We start from the raw sequence: 21567 nt of genomic DNA on the forward strand, positions 1-21567 counted from the left end.
CAGTAAACAGTTAGCAGCCATCAATAAGAAAGCGGAATTCATTCTTTATACATCTTGTCGATGATATCTTTATACTTTTCTGCCACAAACTTACGTTTAACCTTCAATGTATTGGTGAGTTCACCGCCTTCCATTGTGAATGGTTCGGGCAACAGCCAGTATCTCTTAATCTTTTCGTAAGGGGCAAAGTTAGCCTGTAGTAATTCAATACGGCCATCGAGCATACGCAGGATATCTACATTCGAGAGCAATTCTTCCAGTTTATCATATTGAATATTATGAGCCTCTGCATATTCTTCCAATGCTTTATAGTCCGGTACAATCAGGGCGCTCACAAACTTGCGTTCATCCGCTATAACAGCTATCATGTCGATAAACTTATCTTCAGACACTTTTGTTTCTATCGCCTGAGGAGCAATATATTTTCCGTTAGCCGTTTTGAAAAGGTCTTTTATACGCTCGGTCAGGAACAGGACATTGCCCTCCAGTCGTCCGGCATCACCTGTGCGGAAATAGCCATCTTCGGTAAATACTTTAGCCGTTTCTTCCGGTTTTTTATAGTATTCGCGCATAACGGTTTTTCCTTTCACCAGTATCTCGTTGTTTGCAGGATCTATCCTTACATCTACCTCAGGCATAATGGTACCGATAGAACCTATTCTAAATCCTTTTTCCGGATAGAAACTGACTGTCGCGCTGGTCTCTGTTAATCCGTAACCTATTATTATAGGTATATTTACCGATTGTAGGAACTCATTTATAGAGTCTGACAGCGGTGCTCCGGCACATGGAAATATATTACCATTCTGGATACCAACGACCATCTTCAATATACGGAATACAGTATTGTTATATAAGAAGAATTTGATCCTCAAGCCAAAAGGCGAACGTATCCCATTATTCTTATAATCAAGGTTATATCTCTTGCCTGTTCTGATCGCATGAGTATACAACCACTTCATAACTCCCTTCGAATCTGAAATCTTCTCATGTACCCCGGCGTATACCTTTTCCCAAAAGCGGGGAACACTACACATAATACTTGGCTTAACCTGCTGTATAGATTTCTGTATTTCTTTTGCATCCTGATTGATGGCAATAGTCATACCCTTATGAAGTGCATAACACGTCCATGCCCGCTCGAAGATATGTGCCAAAGGGAGGAAATTCATTGAGACATCTTTATTGGATGTCATGGTCAGCCGCATATCGTGAATACGGAATACTTGTAAGAAACATGAGTGAGGTATCACAACACCTTTAGGCTCGCCTGTTGTACCAGAAGTATATATTATGCAAGCGATATCGTCTTCTTGTCTCGATTTCATCCGTACACGCACAATAACTTCCGTATTGGAATTCTCTCCTGAAGCGATAAAGTCATCGAAATAAATAGATGTCTTATCTTCGGGATGGAACTTTACCTTGTTATCGAATACAATTATCCTTTTCAGTACCGAAGATCCGCTCTGCTGTACCTTAAAAGCATTATTATATTGAAACTGCTCTCCGGCAAACAATAATTCAACATTCGCATCATTGACTATATATTCTACCTGTGTAGGAGAAGAGGTCGCATATATAGGCACTGATACGCACCTGTTGGCATACGAAGCAAAATCGGCAAAAAGATACTGAGGCATATTCTGGGAATAAACCGCGACCTTATCACCTTCATTTACACCTATTTCAGCCATAGCCCATGCCGTCTTCATTACGTTATCCGAAAACTTCTTCCATGAAATACTCTTCCATTTTTTCTCGTAAGGGTTCCTATACTTCAGGGCTGTTCTTTTCCCATATCTGATGGCTTGGCGATGCACCAAAATAGATAAATGATAATAGTTCATGGAAATTCTTTTTGATTCGTAATTGCTACAAAGGTAGTCTTAAATATGGAAAATATATTATGTAATTGCAATTTTTATAGTTGCACAAACACCCATTGTCAAGCCAATCAAACAAAGATGTATAAACGGTTTGCCCTCTTGTTTTCGGGAGTATGGCAAAAAGTTATAACCTATAGCTTATAACTCATAACTTATTTTACTACTTTTGTAGCCAAATAATTTTCTATGGCAGGTAGTGGAATGAAGAGTTTGGCGAAAGATACTGCAATCTACGGATTGAGTAGTATTCTCGGCCGTGTTCTCAACTGGTTTCTGATGCCACTGCACATCAGCATTTTCACCAATACTATCGAATATGGGAAAGTCAGCCGTATATACGGACTTACGGCACTGTTTTTGGTATTGCTGACTTACGGACTGGAAACGGGTTTCTTCCGATTTATGAATAAAAAGGAAGAAAACGCGGATAAGGTATATTCTACCTCATTGATAACCATAGGCTGCACCTCGTTGCTCTTTATTTTGTTTTCGATCTGCTTCATCACACCTATTTCCGAATGGCTCAGATATACGGACCACAGGGAACATATAATGATTATGGCAATCGTAGTTGCCCTGGATGCTTTCATGACCATTCCTTTCGCATATTTGAGACAACAAAAAAGGCCGAAACGGTTTGCCGCACTGAAACTCGCCTTTATTTTCTTCAATATATTTTTCAATCTGTTCTTCTTAGTATTTTGCCCATGGATAAAGGAGGCTTACCCCGATTTTATACTGAATAAGTTTTATCATCAGGATATCGGTATAGGATATATATTTCTAGCCAATCTTATATCTACGCTGGCAGTATTAATCTTGTTGATACCAACAACGATGAAAGGATTGAAGATAGACTTTGACAAAAGCCTGTTGGGTCGCCTGCTGAAATATTCCTTTCCTCTGCTGATGCTGGGACTGGCAGGGGTTATCAGTCAGACTGTGGCGCAACTGGTATATCCATATATTTTCGACAGTGTTGAAGAAGCCGACCGCCAACTCGGAATATATAGTGCCTGTGTCAAATTCTCGGTCATAATATCCATGTTCATTCAAGCCTTCCGCTATGCTTATGAGCCTTTCTTCTTCGGGAAAAACAAGGATGGGAAGGACAATACCAAGTCTTATGCGGACGCAATGAAGTATTTCATCATATTTGTGCTGCTGATATTTCTGGTAGTAATGTTCTACATAGATATTATCCAGTATATTATGCATAGAATAGGCCGTAATTATGCCATAGGGCTGGACGTTCTGCCATACGCCATGATGGGTGAAATATTTTTCGGTATCTATTTCAACCTTTCGGTATGGTATAAGCTGACCGACAAGACCAAATACGGTGCATATTTTTCCATACTGGGGTGCGTCATACAGGTAGTAATGAATATCGTTCTGGTTCCTATTTACGGCTATATAGCCAGTGCATGGGCAACATTCGCCTGCAACCTGATAATCGCTGCCATATCGTACTTCATAGGACAAAAGTATTTCCCTATAAAATATGACCTGAAGAATATATTCCTTTATTTCGTTCTGGCAACCGTATTTTATATAGCTGCGATGTATCCGCAAATAGATAATGAGTTGTTGCGTATGGGATACCGTACATTATTCCTCATCGCTTTTGCAGCGATTGTGATAAAAAAGGATTTGCCTTTAAGTGAAATACCCATTATCAACAGGTATTTCAAGAGAAATAAATAAACTAAAAAACAATCAATTAATCAATAATAATTATAAATCAATGAGAAAGATATTTCTATTTTCAATCCTCTTCCTCTCGGCCCTGCTGGTAAAGGCAGACGAAGGTATGTGGTTGCTGAAAGAGCTGAACAAACAAAGTCTGGCTCGTATGAAAGAACTGGGTTTTTCGTTCCCGGCCGATAGTATTTACAGTGAGACAAACCCATCGCTGAAAGATGCGGTCGTAATCTTCGGTGGCGGATGTACCGGAGTTGCCGTTTCCGACCTGGGATTGATCTTCACAAATCATCACTGCGGCTACGGAAACATTCAGAAACTTAGTTCGGTAGAGCACGATTACCTGAAAGACGGGTTTGTCAGCCAGGCATTTGCCGATGAATTGCCGGCAGAAGGATTAATGGTTGCTTTCCTGCAAAAGACAGAAGACATTACAGATTTCGTGACCTCTACTCTGTCGCCTGATGACAGCGAAGATGTGCGCGACCAGAAGATAGATTCATTATCGGAAGTATATCTGCAAAAATACAAGGGAAATGAATTTATACGTGCGCAGGTAGTACCGTTCTATTCCAACAACAAATATTATGCGGTTATATACGATGTCTTCCGCGACGTAAGGCTTGTTTTCACTCCACCTTCATCCGTAGGTAAATTCGGAGGGGAAACAGACAACTGGATGTGGCCACGCCACACAGGTGACTTCTCTGTATTCCGCGTATACGCGAACAAGGACAATCAGGCTGCGCGCTACAGCGCCGACAATGTCCCTTACAAGCCTAAATATTCCGTTCCTGTATCCATACAGGGATTCAAGGATAAGGATTATGCCATGACCATCGGCTATCCGGGAAGTACCGAACGCTACATGTCATCGTGGGGTATCAACCAAATGGTAGAATCGGAACACAAACCACGTATCGAAGTACGTGGGGCGAAACAGGATATCTGGAGAAAAGCGATGAACGCAAGTGACGCTGTACGCATTAAATATGCAAATAAATACGCAGGTAGCTCCAACTATTGGAAAAATGCAATGGGAATGAATGAAGCCATCGCAAAGCTGGATGTAATAAAAGATAAAGAAGACCTTGAAACGAGATTTTCACAATGGGTATCTTCATCAAACAACCAAGCTAAATACGGGGATGTATTACCGATGCTGAAAGAAGGTTATACTTCTACAATGGATGCCGCTAAAATACAGACATACCTGTTCGAAACATTCTATAATGGTATAGAGATAACCCGCTTTGCCAATACAGCTCTGTTTGTAAGCAAAATGGACGAAGGAGATAAAGGTGACGAATTGAGAAGCCGCATGACTAACGTTTATAAGGACTACGAGCCGTCTCTAGACCGTGAAGTAATGCCTGTATTGCTAAAATTATATGCGGAACGTGTGCCTGCGGCATACCAACCGGCTATATATGAGACTATCAACAAGAAGTTCAAAGGCGATTATGATAAATACGCCGACTGGTTCTATAAAAATACAAAGCTGACAAGTCTGGACGGAATAGTAACCCTTATTGCCAACGGTAAAGCTAAAGATATAGAAAAAGATCCTGCAATAGAGCTGGCAAAAGCCCTTGAGCCTTGCCTGAAATTGCTTCAGAAAGACTCTGCCCCATATCATGCGCAAATAGATAAAGGCGGACGCTTGTTTATGGCGGGATTGATGGAAATGGAACCGAATAAAGTATTCTCTCCAGATGCCAACTTCACCCAACGTCTGAGCTATGGTTCTATTGGCGGATACAAGCCCGCCGATGCTGTAACATACGATTACTATTCTACATCGAAAGGAGTTCTGGAAAAAGAAAATCCGAATGATCCCGAGTTTGCCGTACAGGAATATATCCTTAACGACCTGAAAGCAGGTGACTTCGGTCAGTATGCTGACGCAGACGGTAAGATGCATGTAAACTTCTTATCTAACAATGATATAACCGGAGGCAACTCTGGTAGCCCTGTTTTCGATGGAAAAGCTCAACTTATCGGTCTGGCTTTCGATGGTAACTGGGAAGCGCTGAGCGGGGATATTGTTTTTGAGCCGGAAGTGCAACGTACTATCAGCGTGGATATTCGCTATGTACTTTATACAATAGATAAAGTAATGAAATGCCCCCGTCTGATTCAGGAACTGAAAATTATAAAATAAGGAATACGTTAAAATAAAAATGGCTGCCGATCATTTTCGACAGCCATTTCTGTTTTATACAAACCGGCATTTTGACTGTTTTACGCCATTTCTGAAAACGTACTTTACTATCGCCGGTCCAAATCTGTTATCATCAAGGGATTATTGGCCTTCATTTCCTCCAGTACTTTCTTTACTTCTTCATAAACCGAGTCACTCGATTTTATCCGCTCCATCTCTCCGGAGGTAAGTCCGACCATCTGCAAGAAAGCCACTTCTCCATGCGGAGTCTGTATTTTTCCCATTTCGGGATCAAGCGTAAAAGCAACTCCCACTATGTCGATTTCCTTTTTCCCGCCTACCCGTATAGGGCCGTTGGCAGGGATTACATGGTTTTCTTCAAACCAGCGGCCGCTTTTTATCACATAGCGTGCCAGGTTATTCATCAGGTTGACAACCCATGTAGGGTCTTCTCCGTCTTCTTCGAAAGGCTTTAGGCGAAAAGTAAATTCAAAACCCCATTTACTAAATTCACCACCCGCAGCCTCTTCATTATAATAAAGTTCCGACATGCCATAACTCACCAGATGGCGGTGAAATTCCTGATTACGGGAATCGAAAATACTGACTCCGTCCAAAGGGTCTTCTCCACCAACCATATAATGCAGTTGCGGAGCATAATGACGGGGTTCAACATCTCCATATAGTTTTTCTATTGCTTTGTCTATTTCCCACCACCCTACGGCATCGTCTTCATCGAAGAGATTTTTATATTCTTTCTGTGTCATATGTGTTTAATTGAAGGTTTAAAGATATAAAAAATTAAAGAAGTAGTAATCCTGATCTTTTAGGGCAAACGCACGAAATTATTTAATATAGTCAGTACGATTGTTCCGAAATTTTATCTATATACCGAAGAAGCCGTTGATTCTTTGAAAATTCGCCCTAATAAAAACATGCCTATGAAAAAATATAAAAAAGTGTCAAGTTTTATACTTAAAACCTAAATGTAAAAAAATAGAAAGTTAAAAGTAAATGATGTACTTAAAAAAGTTGAAATGGAAAAATATAGTAAAAGCTGTCAAGTTTGTCAGGTTTTAACAATATAATGCAAATATAGGTTAATTAAATCATGGTTAGAAAAGTATTCGCTAATAAACAGCTCCGGAATGTTACATATTAAACCTCCGGCGATGAGCTTCTTTTATCATGCTACTACATATGATAAATGAAAACTCTCAAAATATTTCTATCTTTGAACTTCTATTTTGAGTAATATCTATGAATCAAAAATATCCTTCCATACTGCTGGAGAATGCAGTAAATGAATTTGCCCGCCTACCCGGTATAGGCCGTAAAACAGCGCTACGCCTTATCCTGCATCTGCTGAGGCAAGATGACGCGATGGTAGACGGTTTTGCACAATCGCTGGTCGCGCTGAAACATGAAGTAAGATACTGCAAAGTATGCCACAATATCAGTGATGCCGAAGTGTGTCCTATTTGCCAGGATAAGTCACGGGATGCCACAACAATCTGTGTGGTGGAAAACATAAAGGAGGTAATGGCTATCGAAAACACCATGCAGTTCAGAGGACAGTATCACGTACTTGGCGGCATCATTTCCCCTATAGACGGGATAGGCCCTGCCGACCTGGAGATAGAAAGCCTGGTGGAACGTGTGTCGCAGGGAAATATCAATGAGATCATCCTCGCTCTGAGCACTACAATGGAGGGTGATACCACTAACTTCTACATCTATAAAAAACTGGCGCCTTATGATGTAAAGGTATCCATGATAGCCAGGGGAATCTCCATCGGAGATGAAATAGAATACGCCGACGAGGTCACTCTCGGACGTTCGATACTGAACCGGACCCTATTCAACGAATCGTACAGGATGTGAAAGTGAAGAATTATCCAGCAACTCGCAACTGTAATTTATTGTTATATTTGCATTATTCTTAACAACAATACAATATTGAAACTTGTAATCAATCAAACATATGGTAATCGCAGTAGATTTTGACGGAACAATTGTAGAGCACGAATACCCTAAGATAGGCAGAGCAATACCTTTTGCCATAGAGACGTTGCTCCAACTACAGAAAGAAGGGCATATTCTCCTCATGTGGACAGTACGCGACGGCGACTTACTTCAAGAGGCAGTAAACTATTGTGAAAAGAAAGGCCTGAAATTCTATGCAGCCAACAAGAACCATCCCGACGAAGATGTATCGACCGCCTCACGCAAGTTGAATGCCGAAATGTTTATCGACGACCGCAATCTGGGCGGGTTACCCGACTGGGGAGTTATCTACCATGCAATAAAAGCAATGGAAAGAGGTGAAACTTCGTTTGAAAGAATAATGATGTCGTCAGGTGAAAACCAACGTATACGACGCAGGAAGAAGAATTTCTTTATCCGTCTGGGGGAAATGTTTGAGAATAACAGATACTGAAATAATTAAGAATGAATAACTAAGAATTAAGAGTGGTGCAGGCGATTCGTAATGCATCATTTATAACTCATTATCAGAAAACATGTTGCTAAAGAATACACATATATCGTTAAGGGCTGTGGAACCGGAAGATCTGGATCAGCTCTATGGTTGGGAAAACTCCACTGCGCTGTGGGTTCACGGCAATACACTTGCCCCATATTCAAAGCTCGTATTGCGACAGTATATAAATGATGCATTGGAAATGGATATCTTCCAGAGCAGGCAACTGCGCCTGATGATAGACCTGACCGAAGATAAAATCACTATCGGAACAATAGACCTGTATGAAATAGATGCGCATAACCGCCGGGCCGGTATCGGAATACTGATAGACGAAACATATCGCAAAAAAGGTTATGCTTCGCAAGCTCTAAGCCTGATGGCCGATTATGCTTTCAATTTCCTATACCTTCATCAGTTGTATGCATACATATCCGTCAGCAATATAAAGAGTATCGGACTTTTCTCCAAAGCCGGATATAAAGAAGTAGGCATACTTAAAGACTGGATACAAAGAGGCGATAAGTTTGAAGATGTACAATTATCTCAATTAATTAACAACAAGTAGTTTAAACGATTATAATGAACGAAGATATAAAAAAGGCATTTGAGGTACTGGTAGCAGGGGGCCTTATCCTTTACCCAACCGATACTATCTGGGGAATCGGCTGCGATGCAACCAATGAGGAGGCAGTACGGAAAGTATATGAATTGAAGAAGCGTGTAGATAGCAAAGCGCTTATTACACTGGTAGACAACCCTGTGAAGCTCGATTTCTATATAGATGGAGTGCCCGAAATAGCATGGGACCTGATAGAAGTATCTGATAAGCCTCTTACCATAATATATGATAATGCCCGCAATGTGGCACCCAACTTAATAGCAGAAGACGGGAGCCTAGCTATTCGCGTTACAAAGGAAAGCTTTTCACAAGAGCTTTGTAAACGTTTCCGCAAAGCGCTTGTTTCTACATCCGCCAATATAAGTGGGGAACCCTCTCCCGCAAATTTCAGTGAGATCAGTGATGAGATCAAAAACGGAGTGGATTATATTGTCCAATACAGACAAAACGATATTTCCAAATCAAAAGCATCAAGCATCATAAAACTGGGCAAATCGGGAGAAGTAAAAGTAATAAGGGAATGACAGTTATACATGAAGATAAGCTATTGGAAATCATATCCTACACCAATGGGATAAGTAAAGAAACATTTGACCAATGTACATTTTCGAAATGCGATTTCTCTAATGCCAAAGTTACAGGTTGCAGTTTTACCGATTGTGTCTTTACCGACTGTAATTTCTCCATGACTGATCTATCGCAAACCACATTGAATAACGCAGAGTTTAGAAACTGTAAAATACTGGGTGTGAAATTCAACCACTGTCACGATTTTATTTTTCAGGTGGACTTCGATAAATGTATGCTGGACTACAGCTCGTTCGAGAAACGGAAGATGATAAAAACTCATTTCAAAGATTCATCGCTCAAAGGTGTAGACTTCGCAGGGGCTGATCTCAAGCAATCGAAATTCATCAACTGCGACCTGAACGAAGCTATATTCTACAATTCTAATATACAAGAGGTAAACTTCACCTCTGCATTCAATTATATAATAGACCTTAGCCAAAACCAGATAAAAAAAGCCCGCTTCTCGAAGGACGGATTAGCCGGATTACTGAGCCAATTTGACATTGTGATTGAATAGAAATAATAGGGATGATGAATAAGATTTTATTTTTTCATAAAAATTTATCTATGTATATAGCCGATAGCTTGTAGCCGGTAGCTCTTTGAAATTTTGAATGGCATATAAGTAAATGACTGAAAAGGTAGTTACGTTTGTTACATTTTAATGTTGGATTTTTTTCAGCTCCACTTCGTTTCGCTTAAACGTTCATTTTGGCATTGCCCAAAACGAACCAAAAGGCTAGCGCTCCATTCCTCGGCGACCCAAAACCGCAGCTTCGGTGGAGCAAAATAATACGGAACCACCTTTAGCCGGATTATCAGTCGAGTACAGCAGCTACCGTATTTTGCTCTACACCTCCGCTTTACGGATTGGGTGCCCGCCTGCGTCACTAATGCGCAAGGGCGGACGCCATAGTGAGGGCAAAGCCCTTAATCAAATATGCATCAGCCTTATCGTGCATCAGCCGACGCCATTTGCTTTATGGACGGGGTACCCATAGGGCGAAAAAGGCTGAAAAACGAAAACGTGTTTGAGCTTATCGACCGATTCGTATTATGCTCTATTGAGAGCGAGTTTTTTCGTTTAGCCTTTAAGCCTGTTATGGGTCGGCCTTTAAAGCGGGCGTCAAAGCATTTTTGATTACTTTTTTTGCTTAGGAAAAAAGTAATACAAGCAATCTTTGATTGCGCGTAGTAGAAAAAAATCCAACAATTTTATACGACGATATACTACCTCAACTACCGATTGGCTTTAGTTATTAATTGTTTTCTGTGTTACCTTTTAACTATATACAGTTAACGAAAACAAAAACAACAGGATAAAAGCAATGAAAAGCTGTCAGATGTGTCAGATTTTAACTAAACGTGGTTAATAAATAAGAATTAAACGAATGATTATGGCTTGCAATTTTTCGTATGTTTACCATCAGTTAATTTCACATTAAGGTTGTTCTACCCTATCTTTTTTATATTTTTGTGCTCGGAATGATAAATTGATGCCTGTATTCATGAAAAAGTATTTGTTTTTTGTTTCATTATCATATTCATATACCATCCTTCGTCCTTTACAAAACGAAATATGGAGAAGAGGTGATGATGTAGCATGGTATATTGAAGATTCTGCTCCCGTATGCCTGCATGATAATGAGAAACAATTGAAAACAATCAAAGAAGTCATGGAATACAACCCCATTGCAGTATTCGTTCCGGGGGTACGTGTTTATGATTTTTTCCCGGGACTGAAAGTAGAAGTATTCCACGGATTATACTACAAACGAGGCGATTATGGCGACCATTACAAAATCCGGGGATTCTTCGATATTTACTGTACTACCAGCCCAATGTTCACACCCCGCTTTAAAGAATTGGAACAAAAATACGGATTCTTCAAGGTATATGAAACCGGCTGGAGTAAGTTTGACGGGTGGCTTCCCTCTCCTGAAAGCGAAGCCTCAAATACTAAACCAACTATTGTATTTGCACCCACTTTTACTAAAAATATGGAATCAGCCTCAGTCCTTCATGATAAGATAGAAGAACTACTGAATAAGCTGGATATGGTTGTTCTCTTTTCATCCGAAGATGGATAAAGAAACTGTTGACCGTTATAAAACTCTGGCTCAACAATATGACAATGCTGTTTTTTGTGAGACGGAGGATAAGGCAGACCTGTTCCGGCAATCAGATGTAATGTTAAGCGATACCTCGTCTGTTATTTATGAATACCTCTGGTTCAATAAGCCGGCGGTAACATACAAAAATACTTTCCCGGCTAATCATCTTATAAACATAGACACCCCTGAGCTTCTCGAAGAAGCATTGGAAAAAGCCTTGAAACGGCCGGCTAATCTGATGGAAAACATCAGGCTGTTTATGGAAGAAGTACATCCTTTTCGTGATGGTAAATCGTCGGCTCGTATTCTTGATTCTGTCGATGACTTCATTGCTAACTATAAAGGTAAGATAAAAAAGAAGCCTTTGAACCTGTATCGCAAATACAAGCTTCGCAAGAAAGCCGGATACTTTCCTTTTGGCCCCTGCTATAAAACACTCTGAATAATCTGTTTATATAGGAAGGGTTCATCTGATTATTTATATTGAGACGGAATATTCTTTACCGGGATTCATTCGATATCATAACAATTTTCTTATACTTTTTCCGGTCAATTGACCAGCGCACCTTTTCTGACAACATTTAACACATATAAAGTCCATTTTTTGACCAACAAACCCATAACACAATACACATAAGCACAAAACAGACACATATACACGAAAAACATGTCACATATTGATATTATTAATTTAAAACGACCATATATCGCTTACAAAAGAAGCAAATAGACTTAAATATCCCCTTTTGATAAGTTTTGATAAATTATTTTTACTACCGAAGATTTAATAAAGACAAAAGACTCAAATTCAAAACAATTTGATTTTAGCAGTAATGAAATGAAGCGAATAAAAAGCTATCATTTAAAGTTTGCGCCTGTCTGTTTTTTTTAGAAAGCAGCAACAGTTAGCAAGTTAATTGCAATATAAGTGTAATGATAAATAAAAGTATCTACCCATCTGAGAAATTTGCCTCTATCTTATCTTCTTAATTTTTTCGTTTATTATCAATAAATTATGCATTGAATACTTTATCATAAAATTTACAACATCGCCTACGAGACTTAGCACGTTATCAGACTATTTTGAACAGACATTAAGACATAAGACAAAATTAAGACATAAGACAAATTCATAATAAAAAACGTTAATAAATTTTGACATGAAACTACAAACACACAGATTTTTGCACCTGTTGCTGTTGGCAATAATTATTTCGGTACAGGTCGACGCACAAGTGACTGTTGGCTCAAATCTTACTCCTTTAGATGGTGCTTTACTTGATTTGAAGCAAAATGATAATATCAATTCCAATTCTACAAAAGGTCTTCTCAATGCACGTGTATATCTGATAGGGCTGGATAAGATGGATCCATGTATAAAAACTGAAGATCTTCAGGCCGGAGACAAAGAATCACACATTGGTTTATTAGTTTATAACATCACAGATTCACTGGAGGTCGGCTTATGCCCGGGCTTACATGTATGGGATGGCACTCAATGGATAAGATTACCGGAACCATGTTATAACCCTCTTGATCCAGAATTGATAAATTCTCCGAATTGTTACATTGTCCCGCCCAATGGAGGAGTGTCTGAAGAAATACCTGTAGGCAAACCCTATCTGGTATGGGAACAGCGCTCCGATTTAGGGACTTTCGATGACAAAGCAAAAGTTTCTGTTGCTCTGATTTGGCAAGATAAAAAAGACCTTATAGAAAAGGTTGAACTGTCGACTGGAGACAAAGGCGGCTTTTCTAAATTTAAAGTTACAACTAAGGCTGGAAGCACTGAAGGTAATGCTTTGGTTGGTATCCATATAGGCCCTAACGGAAATGCCACAGATCCCATATATTGGTCATGGCATATATGGGTAACAGGTTTTGATCCTGAAGCTACATCATATACACATGATAATGGTGAGGCTACTTATATTTTTATGGATCGTAACCTGGGGGCTGTAAAAATGGACGCAGGAGCTGCACCTTCCGAACCTTATTTCGAAGATGCCATGGGATTACTATATCAGTGGGGAAGGAAAGACCCTTTCACTGCTTCCGCATCATTTTATAATGATCCTGATATACGTGAGTTATATGACATCAACAATAATGTACTGACAGAACAAAATGAATTTGACTTTTCGGGTGCTTCCGGAAGTGGAATAAAACATGTAGAAGTCGTAGCAAATACAGTTTCCAACCTAAAAAAATCAATACAAAACCCTACGACTTATTACTATGGGGAATATAAGTCTTCATTTCCTCCTTTCGACTGGTTTACATCGGACGATACAGGGGCAGGAGGAGACAACTCCTTATGGGCTGAAACAGGTAAAAAATCAATGTTTGATCCTTGCCCTGCGGGATGGCGTGTCCCGGCATATAGTAGTGCAAGTAAATCTCCTTGGGCCAAATTCGAATCGGCCGGATGGGATCCTGCTCCAAATGTTACTAAAGCCGGAACCGGCGGAGGATACGGGATCGGACTTATGCTCAACGCATACGCCTCTACCAGCAGAACTGAACTGGGCTTTTACCCCTATGGCTTCGAACGTATAGCCAGACAATTTTATAAGCCGGGAAGTGTCGGTAGCCAGACAGGGGCTGTGGCAGGTGGATTATTCACCTATTCCATCGAAGTATCTAATCCGACAGGATATTATTGGACTGCAACTCCGAAAGCTGGAGAATCTTCAGCCAAAGCTGAAGTTATTAACTATTCTCCTTTCGAAGGACCAGTTGTATCTGCAACAACAGCTTCCAGGTCGATGGGCGCATCAGTGAGATGCGTTAAAGATCAATAAAAAACAACTTTTAATATATCATTGTTTATATCCGAAAGCTTTCGATACCCTTTATCAAAGACTTTCGGATATATTCGTAAATAAGTATTGATATTCAGGGGTAAAGTTTTACCTACGTCCTCTTTATATTATAGCAAGGTTTTCAAATCGATAGCAGCTTTACAGTCAATTATTTTACTTTATTCAGATCAATTAGGATTATAGATTTAAGAGCTTAATTGTAATATAATTCGCTGTAAGAGTTTTTCCGTATATTTGTAATTACAAAAAGCGATCCTCATATGCGTAAATATAAACATAAACTATCCGACCTGACCGAAAATGATATTTGGAGAGAACCTATTATTCCTTTCTATGGGAATATGGGGCAACCGGAAACCGTACAGGATTTAGAAAATAGGAAAGCATATACTGAAAGGATAAAAGAAATACGTGAAGATATAAAGCATGGTACTCTGGCAATAACATCTGAAGGGAAAATTATTGCGATAAAAGGTGAACCTGTGGAAATAACATTTATCCTGCCCTTCAAGCCGCGACGCCCGGCGGGAGGATTCCGGATAATGTATGAATATGCGAACCGGCTGGCAAAACGTGGATTTAAAATACAACTTATGTATCCCATAAGAACCCGGTATATGAAATACCGCCTACCTTACTCCATACGTTGCATGCTATCCAAAATAGAAGGCTTCAAAAGAGATATTTGGTTCGACTTCGAACCTAATATTACTATGTCTTATGTCCCTCGGGTAGAAGATAAATATATACCTGACGCAGATGTTGTAATAGCTACATGGTGGTCTACTGTGCTGGAAATGGGTAGTCTGAACATCAGCAAAGGTAAGAAGATAAATCTGATACAGGGATTTGAGAACTGGGAAGGACACGAAGACCTGCTGTTTGCTTCTTATGACATGAAAGATACTGTAAATGTGGTTGTGGCATCGTACCTGAAAAATATTGTAAGTAAATACACTAAAAACAGGGTAGAACTTATTGAAAATGGAATAGACAACACAAAATACTATATAAAAGACAAGATTGAGGACAGAAATCCGTTATCTGTAGCCATGACTTATTCCATACAGGAAATTAAAGGGTCTAAATACGGCTTGGAAGCATTAAAGCTTGTGAAAGAAGCAATACCCGAGCTGCATGTAGAATTGTTCGGTATCTCACCTTGTCCGGACGAACTACCCGAATGGATAAGATATTTTCGCGAGCCTGACGACCTTTGCGATCTTTATAACCGTAACGCTATTTTCATTTCCAACAGTTTTACGGAAGGCTTCGGATTGGTATCCGTCGAATCCATGTTTTGCGGATGCGCGTTAATATGCACTGATATAGAAGGACATCAGGAATATGCCTTTGAAGGCAAGACCGCCTTACTTGTAGAGGTGAGAAATGTAAAACAGATGGCAGACCGGATCATCTACCTGATTAGGAATAACGACTATCGCATATCGCTGGCTAAAAAAGGTCATGAGTATGTACAACGCTTCAGATGGGACAATGCGATAGAGAAAATGGAGAAAGTGATAGAAAGCTTATAAAAACACTTACTATTACAAGATTACAATATCCATTATATAAAAATCATGAGAAAAAAGCTAAGAAGAATTTATCAACAGTGCAAAAGAATTATAAAAGAAAACAGATATATATTCTCTAAGAAATTATACCTTTCCTTTGGTGAGAATTGCCTAACAGACAACATATTAGACAGATACAACATTAAATCTTTTACGACGGTATATTCACATGGGAGATCTAATATCGAGTATATTCTACAAATAGAAAAAGATAATTATGTAAATTTTATAAATCCTCAATTTATAAAATATGAAGAACTTGACAGCAAATTAGTTCCTCGTTTAAAGATATATGATAAAATAACCAATTCATATAACAAATTACACACAAATGGCTTTGAGTTTACCCATCACGATATAATTAAAGATGAATCCATTAGAGATAAATTCACAAAGAGAATAGACCGTTTGAATAAGTATAAAGGGAAAAAGGATATTATAATTTTTTACCATCACAGACTAGATGTATTAACGGATATAGATAGACTATTAGGCCATTTATCAGAGCTTGGTCAATTATACTCAAAAGGCGAACATAACGCGCAAATCATATTATTTTATCAAAATATAGTAGAGAACCCAATAGAACGGAAATTGGAATACAAAATCTTCCAAAACATACATATTTTTGTTTTCAACTCATTAAATATTTGGGGAGGAGATGATCAGGAGTTATTTTGGGCACGATGTGATGAGGATTTAATCGGAGAGATGATCAAAAAAGTAAAAAGGCTGTAAAAGATATTCAAATGCTTGACTGTAAATACGACATATCACATTTGTAATAAAATATACCGGATAAAGCAATGTCTCCTTAAATCAAGTAGTATCTTTTGCTATCCTACCTATATTTTACAAAAAAGCCTTATTTACCTTACTCAACAAATAATAATCGAGAATCGTCATCGCCGCCATAGCTTCAACAATAGGCACAGCTCGGGGAAGTACACAAGCATCATGACGCCCGCGAGCTTTAAGATCGGTATGCTCACCCTCTTTATTTATAGTTTCCTGATGCATCAATATAGTCGCTACAGGTTTGAATGCCACACGAAAATAAATATCCTGTCCGTTGGATATACCGCCCTGTATACCACCTGAATGATTCGTATGCGTTTTTACCTGTCCATTATCGTTATAGAATACATCATTAACTTCAGAACCGCGATGATTGACATCGAAACCATCTCCATACTCGAATCCTTTTACAGCATTGATTCCAAGCATAGCGCTACCTAATGCTGCATGCAACTTACCAAAAACCGGTTCACCCAAGCCGACAGGAGTACCTGTTACAACACAAGTAATAACACCTCCAATTGTGTCTCCTTTCGATTTAACTTCTTCTATCAGAGAAATCATTTCTACAGCTTTTTCCGGATCGGGACAACGTACCGGTGTAGATTCTATTAAGGAAAAGTCATATCCATTATATGCTTTCTCCACTTTGATATGACCTACTTGCGAAGTATAAGCCGTAACCTCAATATTCAACTGTTTCAGAGCCAACTTAGCCAATGCACCACCTACACAGCGGGCAATAGTTTCACGGGCCGATGAACGCCCTCCGCCACGATGATCACGGATACCATATTTTTGAGTATAGGTATAATCGGCATGAGACGGGCGATATATATCTTTCAGATTGTCATAATCGGATGAATGCTGATTGTTATTGCGAATAATAAAACCAATCGGAGTTCCGGTGGTCTTACCATCATATATTCCCGATAAAAACTCTACTTCGTCGGATTCTTTACGAGGTGTAGTAATTTTTGATTGTCCGGGACGCCTGCGATTCAGTTCATTCTGTATGAAATCCATATCCACTACAATTCCCGCAGGACATCCGTCTAAAACTCCGCCGATAGCTGCACCATGTGATTCGCCGTATGATGTAAGTCTGAAAATATTGCCAAATGTATTCATATCCGATTGTTTCTCTAATATTTTACAAATTTACATCAAAATATTCAAACGACACGCAAATCGATATATTTAGCATTACAATTACATTTTTTGTTTATCTGTACGATCTGAATCGGAGACAACTCATTTAATATAAATTAAAATGAAAATTAAGATTAAATTACTAAATTTGCAACTTAGTAAGTACAGGAAAGTATTTATTACCCTATCTCAATGAACGATAACCATTTAGAAAGACAGGTAATAATTAAATCCAAGACCCCAGGAAACAGTCGAATGTTCTTTTATAGAAAAAAGATAAATGAAATGAGAGTATTCAAGTTCTTTTTCAGTTTTATTATATTTTTTATTGTGTTCGTATCAGTTAGTGCCCAACAAACAAATAATACGAAAATCAATAAAGACAGCTTGTTGAATAAAATAACAGATATCGATACCAGGCTGAAAGAAATCTCAGCCAAAGATACAACAAAAGGATTTTCAGCCCCTCTGAAAATAGATACTGCATATATCAATCAAATACATGAAGCCTATTTGCAACCACTTCGGGACAAAAACGGTTTATTGATAGTAGAACCGGACTGGACTCCTTTCGATAATTATAAATCATTCAGGGATACGGTTATTTTCGAACCGGCTTTTCTTCCTGTTGTATTTGACGGAAAGATACTTCCCCCACGCCTAGATTTTATACCGAAAGATACGGCCTCTACCCAGACGGAACCATTTTATCTGATATCACCTGATAGTACATTTGCACCCTTGCTTAAGAGAGCAGAAGAAATAGAGGCTATGAGACGGAGGTATTATATGAATAATCCGCAACAGATAAGATTAAATGCCATGACATTTGAGGGTGCTTCGGTTATAAAAGAAAAGGTCGTAGAACAAAGAAATCCATGGAAAGAGTTGATAACAGCCGATAATCCAGTGGAATTGAATACTCCTGAGATAGAAAAGATAAGAATTAAGCCTGTATATTGGCTCAAAAACGGTTCTCACAAACTAGACTTAAGTCAGAATAGCTTTTCTGACAACTGGTCGGGAGAAAACAACTTTAATATATATAGTGAGCATAAAGTAAATTTGAATTATAAGAAAGATAAGATATATTTCAACAATCTGCTGGAATGGAGACTTAGTATTCAACAAATGAAGGCTGACACAGTCAACAAAGTAAATATATTGGACGACTTGTTCAGGACATACAGTTCTTTTGGTGTAAATGCATTCAAAAACTGGTCCTATTCTTCGAATCTGGAAATGAAGACGCCTTTGTTTAACAGATACAATGTAAATGATGCGAGTAAGGTAAGACAGAGAGCCTTTCTTTCCCCGTTTGAATTGAATCTCGGGGTCGGTATGAGATATGCAAAAGAAATAGTTTCTAAAGCTGACAAGTACAGAAAATTTAATATAACTGCGGATATCTCCGTACTGTCTCTAAACTACAAATATGTAAGGAGTGATAAGGTCAACGAGACGTGGTTTGGCATAGATGAAGGAGATAAATCTAAAACTGAATATGGTTCTACATATAACCTGAATGTTAGTTATAGCCGCAACAGATATACAAATTTCACTTCCCGTCTGAAGTATTTCACAAACTATGAGAGAGTCTATGTCGAATTTGAAAACTCTGTAAACTTCAAACTTAACAGCTATTTCAGTACTTCGCTTTATTTATATGTGAAGTATGATGATAATATTCCATATGATAGAAAAGATTCCAAATGGGGATATTTTTCGTATTATCAGAGAGTGGGATTTGGTTTATACTATAGTTGGTAAAAAAACTTCTATAGCTAATTTGTTTTTAATCAGCAGATAGCAAGATACGCAAAAGTTTTTTATTTATTAATGCCATTTTTATTTGGAGTGTTATAATAAAATGCATACTTTTGCACTCACAATATCGCGGGGTGGAGCAGTGGTAGCTCGCCAGGCTCATAACCTGGAGGTCATCGGTTCGAATCCGGTCTCCGCAACTAAAGAGAAAGCAATTGAGGAATCAGTTGCTTTTTTCGTTTTATATCAATTAGTTGAGGAGTTCGATAAAAGCTTCATTTTTTCAGGAAGATTATTTTTACTTTTTCATTATTTATTTCTATAAAACCAAACTCATTCTGTTCTTCGGTTTCAATTTCGAAATTTAGAATATGCGATTCATTATTATTCTTAGAATTATATAAGTATTTCACTTTCATTGGTGTTTCAAATATATGTCTACATATTGATTTCTCTTCTATTTGTTCGGTAAAATATAATTTATTCGAGGAGGGATATTCATTCCATAGTTGTAATAATCTGTTTTTGTGTATAAATGAGCCTACTGAACGAAGTTCAAATGTGTCAAGAAGAATTTTTATTCCATCAAAAACATAACGTTCTTCTTCACTTGATTCTGCTCGATTATTTATAAGGTCAGATATAAAGCCATTGTATTCCTGCATTTTCGTAGGTTCGTCTATCTTCACTATTTGAGAATGTCCCATCATATGCCCTAAATAGCTTGTAACATAATAACTATCTTGAAATTTAGTCACATTAATTACTTTATTAGAGTATCCGCGATAAATTCTATTCGTATTTTTATTTCTAAAATATACCATTCCGCCCCATTCTCCATGATAAGTTCTATAAACAGAATATTTATCATCATCATATATTGGCATTTCGTCAATATCGGAAAGTTGTAGTCTATTTCCTTTTTTATTAAGAAGATGTATTGTTGTATTTTTATGTTCTTCGATTACAAATAAACCCTTATCTATTGCTATATAGTCTAACCTCCAATCTTTATCTATTTCTTTCGGAAACTCTATCACTTTATCGAATTGCCCATTGTTGTTAAAAACTGCTATTTTGCAGAACCCTTTTTGATAAAAATATACGTAGATTTTGTTTTCATACTTGAAGCTACTATATAAATCCAACTCTGTTTCTAAATAAACTGTATCTATTTCAATGTATACATATGGTGTTTCAATGATAGTTGGGATGGACTTATTTTCATCGGATGTACATGCAATGAAAATTGTTAATATAAATACAATGAGTAGAAATAATTTTTCCGCGTGACTTTCCATAGACTTACGTTTTTTTCTAATAGAGTGAAACCATCTATAAATTTCATAAATTCTTTCCAATCCTCAATAAACTCGTTCAATAATTCTATAAGGTATTCCACTGAAAGAAATACAATCAAATAATCAGTTGTTTTTCCCGCCGATAAAACTTTACACTCCAAATCATTGTTCTATCCATATCTAATCAATAAAACCGGATACTATGTTCACATTAGCCCAAATAAAGGAAGCCCATTCAAAAGTGAAAAGCGGCGCTGATTTTCCGCAATACGTCAAAGAATTATTATCCCTCGGAGTTTTAAGATATAGTATTTATGTCTATGACGGACATGCTGAATATATCGGAAAAGATGATTATACCATTGTGTCGAATGACGAGTATACAGATTTGCATATTTCACCTGAAACACTTAGTGAAAAATTCAAATATCATTTAAAAGCCCATCAGCAAGGAAAAACTGACTATTTGACTTTTTGCAGGGATTCAGCAGAAGCAGGAATAGCCAAATGGACAGTAGATATACTAGCTAAAACGTGCACTTATTATAATAAACCCGGAAACTCTGTTCTGGAAGAAAAAATACCAATATAAAAGAAGTACC

18 protein-coding genes and 1 tRNA gene are annotated in these 21567 nt (G+C 38.1%); 15 read left to right on the forward strand and 4 right to left on the reverse strand.

The window, feature by feature from the left end:
• Nucleotides 1-38: 38 nt before the first annotated feature.
• Nucleotides 39-1850: an AMP-dependent synthetase/ligase gene (locus HMPREF9455_RS09705; protein WP_006799502.1), complete on the reverse strand. Its 1812-nt coding sequence runs from the start codon at nucleotides 1848-1850 to the stop codon at nucleotides 39-41.
• A gap of 225 nt (nucleotides 1851-2075) precedes the next feature.
• On the opposite strand from HMPREF9455_RS09705, the gene HMPREF9455_RS09710 reads away from it, so the two are divergent.
• Together HMPREF9455_RS09710 and HMPREF9455_RS09715 are read left to right on the forward strand one after the other, a co-directional pair.
• Nucleotides 2076-3596: a lipopolysaccharide biosynthesis protein gene (locus HMPREF9455_RS09710; protein ID WP_006799503.1), complete on the forward strand. Its 1521-nt coding sequence runs from the start codon at nucleotides 2076-2078 to the stop codon at nucleotides 3594-3596.
• A gap of 40 nt (nucleotides 3597-3636) precedes the next feature.
• Nucleotides 3637-5757, forward strand: coding sequence for a S46 family peptidase (locus HMPREF9455_RS09715; protein WP_006799504.1), 2121 nt, complete (start codon nucleotides 3637-3639; stop codon nucleotides 5755-5757).
• A gap of 107 nt (nucleotides 5758-5864) precedes the next feature.
• On the opposite strand, the gene HMPREF9455_RS09720 is transcribed toward HMPREF9455_RS09715, so the two are convergent.
• A complete protein-coding gene (locus HMPREF9455_RS09720; RefSeq protein ID WP_006799505.1) occupies nucleotides 5865-6524 on the reverse strand; it encodes a suppressor of fused domain protein in 660 nt (219 codons plus the stop codon).
• Between the two features lie 493 nt (nucleotides 6525-7017).
• On the opposite strand from HMPREF9455_RS09720, the gene recR reads away from it, so the two are divergent.
• From recR to HMPREF9455_RS09765, 10 genes are all read left to right on the forward strand, one after another.
• Nucleotides 7018-7641: a recombination mediator RecR gene (gene recR, locus HMPREF9455_RS09725; RefSeq protein ID WP_006799506.1), complete on the forward strand. Its 624-nt coding sequence runs from the start codon at nucleotides 7018-7020 to the stop codon at nucleotides 7639-7641.
• A 100-nt stretch (nucleotides 7642-7741) separates the two neighbouring features.
• Complete coding sequence (locus tag HMPREF9455_RS09730; RefSeq protein ID WP_006799507.1) at nucleotides 7742-8197, forward strand: BT0820 family HAD-type phosphatase; 456 nt, start codon at nucleotides 7742-7744, stop codon at nucleotides 8195-8197.
• Between the two features lie 82 nt (nucleotides 8198-8279).
• A complete protein-coding gene (locus tag HMPREF9455_RS09735) occupies nucleotides 8280-8807 on the forward strand; it encodes a GNAT family N-acetyltransferase (RefSeq protein WP_006799508.1) in 528 nt (175 codons plus the stop codon).
• Between the two features lie 14 nt (nucleotides 8808-8821).
• Nucleotides 8822-9385, forward strand: a complete 564-nt coding sequence (locus HMPREF9455_RS09740; protein ID WP_006799509.1) for an L-threonylcarbamoyladenylate synthase — start codon at nucleotides 8822-8824, stop codon at nucleotides 9383-9385.
• Complete coding sequence (locus HMPREF9455_RS09745; protein WP_006799510.1) at nucleotides 9382-9948, forward strand: pentapeptide repeat-containing protein; 567 nt, start codon at nucleotides 9382-9384, stop codon at nucleotides 9946-9948. Before HMPREF9455_RS09740 ends, HMPREF9455_RS09745 begins: the two co-directional genes overlap by 4 nt.
• A 991-nt stretch (nucleotides 9949-10939) precedes the next feature.
• Entirely contained in the window at nucleotides 10940-11521 is a 582-nt protein-coding gene (locus HMPREF9455_RS21785) for a hypothetical protein (RefSeq protein ID WP_006799511.1), read from the forward strand.
• Nucleotides 11514-11987 (forward strand): CDP-glycerol glycerophosphotransferase family protein, encoded by a 474-nt coding sequence (locus HMPREF9455_RS21790; RefSeq protein ID WP_006799512.1) that lies wholly within the window; start codon nucleotides 11514-11516, stop codon nucleotides 11985-11987. The genes HMPREF9455_RS21785 and HMPREF9455_RS21790 overlap by 8 nt, the downstream gene beginning before the upstream one ends.
• A gap of 718 nt (nucleotides 11988-12705) precedes the next feature.
• A complete protein-coding gene (locus tag HMPREF9455_RS09755) occupies nucleotides 12706-14349 on the forward strand; it encodes a fibrobacter succinogenes major paralogous domain-containing protein (protein WP_006799514.1) in 1644 nt (547 codons plus the stop codon).
• A gap of 281 nt (nucleotides 14350-14630) precedes the next feature.
• Entirely contained in the window at nucleotides 14631-15908 is a 1278-nt protein-coding gene (locus HMPREF9455_RS09760; RefSeq protein WP_006799515.1) for a glycosyltransferase family 4 protein, read from the forward strand.
• Nucleotides 15909-15953: 45 nt separating this feature from the next.
• Nucleotides 15954-16685 carry a DUF1796 family putative cysteine peptidase gene (locus HMPREF9455_RS09765; protein ID WP_006799516.1) on the forward strand — a complete coding sequence of 244 codons (732 nt, stop codon included), beginning with the start codon at nucleotides 15954-15956 and terminating at the stop codon, nucleotides 16683-16685.
• Between the two features lie 114 nt (nucleotides 16686-16799).
• Here HMPREF9455_RS09765 and aroC read toward each other — a convergent pair whose 3' ends face one another.
• Nucleotides 16800-17876, reverse strand: a complete 1077-nt coding sequence (aroC, locus tag HMPREF9455_RS09770) for a chorismate synthase (RefSeq protein WP_006799517.1) — start codon at nucleotides 17874-17876, stop codon at nucleotides 16800-16802.
• Between the two features lie 306 nt (nucleotides 17877-18182).
• Between aroC and HMPREF9455_RS09775 the strand changes: the two genes are divergently transcribed.
• Together HMPREF9455_RS09775 and HMPREF9455_RS09780 are read left to right on the forward strand one after the other, a co-directional pair.
• Nucleotides 18183-19667: a DUF3078 domain-containing protein gene (locus HMPREF9455_RS09775; protein WP_006799518.1), complete on the forward strand. Its 1485-nt coding sequence runs from the start codon at nucleotides 18183-18185 to the stop codon at nucleotides 19665-19667.
• Between the two features lie 125 nt (nucleotides 19668-19792).
• Nucleotides 19793-19864: transfer RNA gene (locus tag HMPREF9455_RS09780), tRNA-Met, on the forward strand.
• A 75-nt stretch (nucleotides 19865-19939) separates the two neighbouring features.
• Here the strand turns inward: HMPREF9455_RS09780 and HMPREF9455_RS09785 are convergent.
• On the reverse strand, nucleotides 19940-20965 hold the full coding sequence (locus HMPREF9455_RS09785) for a hypothetical protein (protein ID WP_006799519.1): 1026 nt from the start codon (nucleotides 20963-20965) through the stop codon (nucleotides 19940-19942).
• 202 nt (nucleotides 20966-21167) lie between these two features.
• On the opposite strand from HMPREF9455_RS09785, the gene HMPREF9455_RS09790 reads away from it, so the two are divergent.
• The gene (locus tag HMPREF9455_RS09790) at nucleotides 21168-21557 is read left to right on the forward strand and encodes a DUF1398 domain-containing protein (RefSeq protein WP_006799520.1); all 390 of its coding nucleotides are present in this window, start codon (nucleotides 21168-21170) and stop codon (nucleotides 21555-21557) included.
• The last annotated feature ends 10 nt before the right edge of the window (nucleotides 21558-21567 follow it).

The organism is Dysgonomonas gadei ATCC BAA-286 (genome assembly GCF_000213555.1).
GTDB lineage: Bacteria > Bacteroidota > Bacteroidia > Bacteroidales > Dysgonomonadaceae > Dysgonomonas > Dysgonomonas gadei.

What these genes read in the sequence shown, in the direction of transcription:
- HMPREF9455_RS09705 (WP_006799502.1), bottom strand. Translation starts at nt 1,850, where the DNA reads ATGAACTATTATCATTTATCTATTTTGGTGCATCGCCAAGCCATCAGA.
- HMPREF9455_RS09710 (WP_006799503.1), top strand. Translation starts at nt 2,076, where the DNA reads ATGGCAGGTAGTGGAATGAAGAGTTTGGCGAAAGATACTGCAATCTAC.
- HMPREF9455_RS09715 (WP_006799504.1), top strand. Translation starts at nt 3,637, where the DNA reads ATGAGAAAGATATTTCTATTTTCAATCCTCTTCCTCTCGGCCCTGCTG.
- HMPREF9455_RS09720 (WP_006799505.1), bottom strand. Translation starts at nt 6,524, where the DNA reads ATGACACAGAAAGAATATAAAAATCTCTTCGATGAAGACGATGCCGTA.
- recR (WP_006799506.1), top strand. Translation starts at nt 7,018, where the DNA reads ATGAATCAAAAATATCCTTCCATACTGCTGGAGAATGCAGTAAATGAA.
- HMPREF9455_RS09730 (WP_006799507.1), top strand. Translation starts at nt 7,742, where the DNA reads ATGGTAATCGCAGTAGATTTTGACGGAACAATTGTAGAGCACGAATAC.
- HMPREF9455_RS09735 (WP_006799508.1), top strand. Translation starts at nt 8,280, where the DNA reads ATGTTGCTAAAGAATACACATATATCGTTAAGGGCTGTGGAACCGGAA.
- HMPREF9455_RS09740 (WP_006799509.1), top strand. Translation starts at nt 8,822, where the DNA reads ATGAACGAAGATATAAAAAAGGCATTTGAGGTACTGGTAGCAGGGGGC.
- HMPREF9455_RS09745 (WP_006799510.1), top strand. Translation starts at nt 9,382, where the DNA reads ATGACAGTTATACATGAAGATAAGCTATTGGAAATCATATCCTACACC.
- HMPREF9455_RS21785 (WP_006799511.1), top strand. Translation starts at nt 10,940, where the DNA reads ATGAAAAAGTATTTGTTTTTTGTTTCATTATCATATTCATATACCATC.
- HMPREF9455_RS21790 (WP_006799512.1), top strand. Translation starts at nt 11,514, where the DNA reads ATGGATAAAGAAACTGTTGACCGTTATAAAACTCTGGCTCAACAATAT.
- HMPREF9455_RS09755 (WP_006799514.1), top strand. Translation starts at nt 12,706, where the DNA reads ATGAAACTACAAACACACAGATTTTTGCACCTGTTGCTGTTGGCAATA.
- HMPREF9455_RS09760 (WP_006799515.1), top strand. Translation starts at nt 14,631, where the DNA reads ATGCGTAAATATAAACATAAACTATCCGACCTGACCGAAAATGATATT.
- HMPREF9455_RS09765 (WP_006799516.1), top strand. Translation starts at nt 15,954, where the DNA reads ATGAGAAAAAAGCTAAGAAGAATTTATCAACAGTGCAAAAGAATTATA.
- aroC (WP_006799517.1), bottom strand. Translation starts at nt 17,876, where the DNA reads ATGAATACATTTGGCAATATTTTCAGACTTACATCATACGGCGAATCA.
- HMPREF9455_RS09775 (WP_006799518.1), top strand. Translation starts at nt 18,183, where the DNA reads ATGAGAGTATTCAAGTTCTTTTTCAGTTTTATTATATTTTTTATTGTG.
- HMPREF9455_RS09785 (WP_006799519.1), bottom strand. Translation starts at nt 20,965, where the DNA reads ATGGAAAGTCACGCGGAAAAATTATTTCTACTCATTGTATTTATATTA.
- HMPREF9455_RS09790 (WP_006799520.1), top strand. Translation starts at nt 21,168, where the DNA reads ATGTTCACATTAGCCCAAATAAAGGAAGCCCATTCAAAAGTGAAAAGC.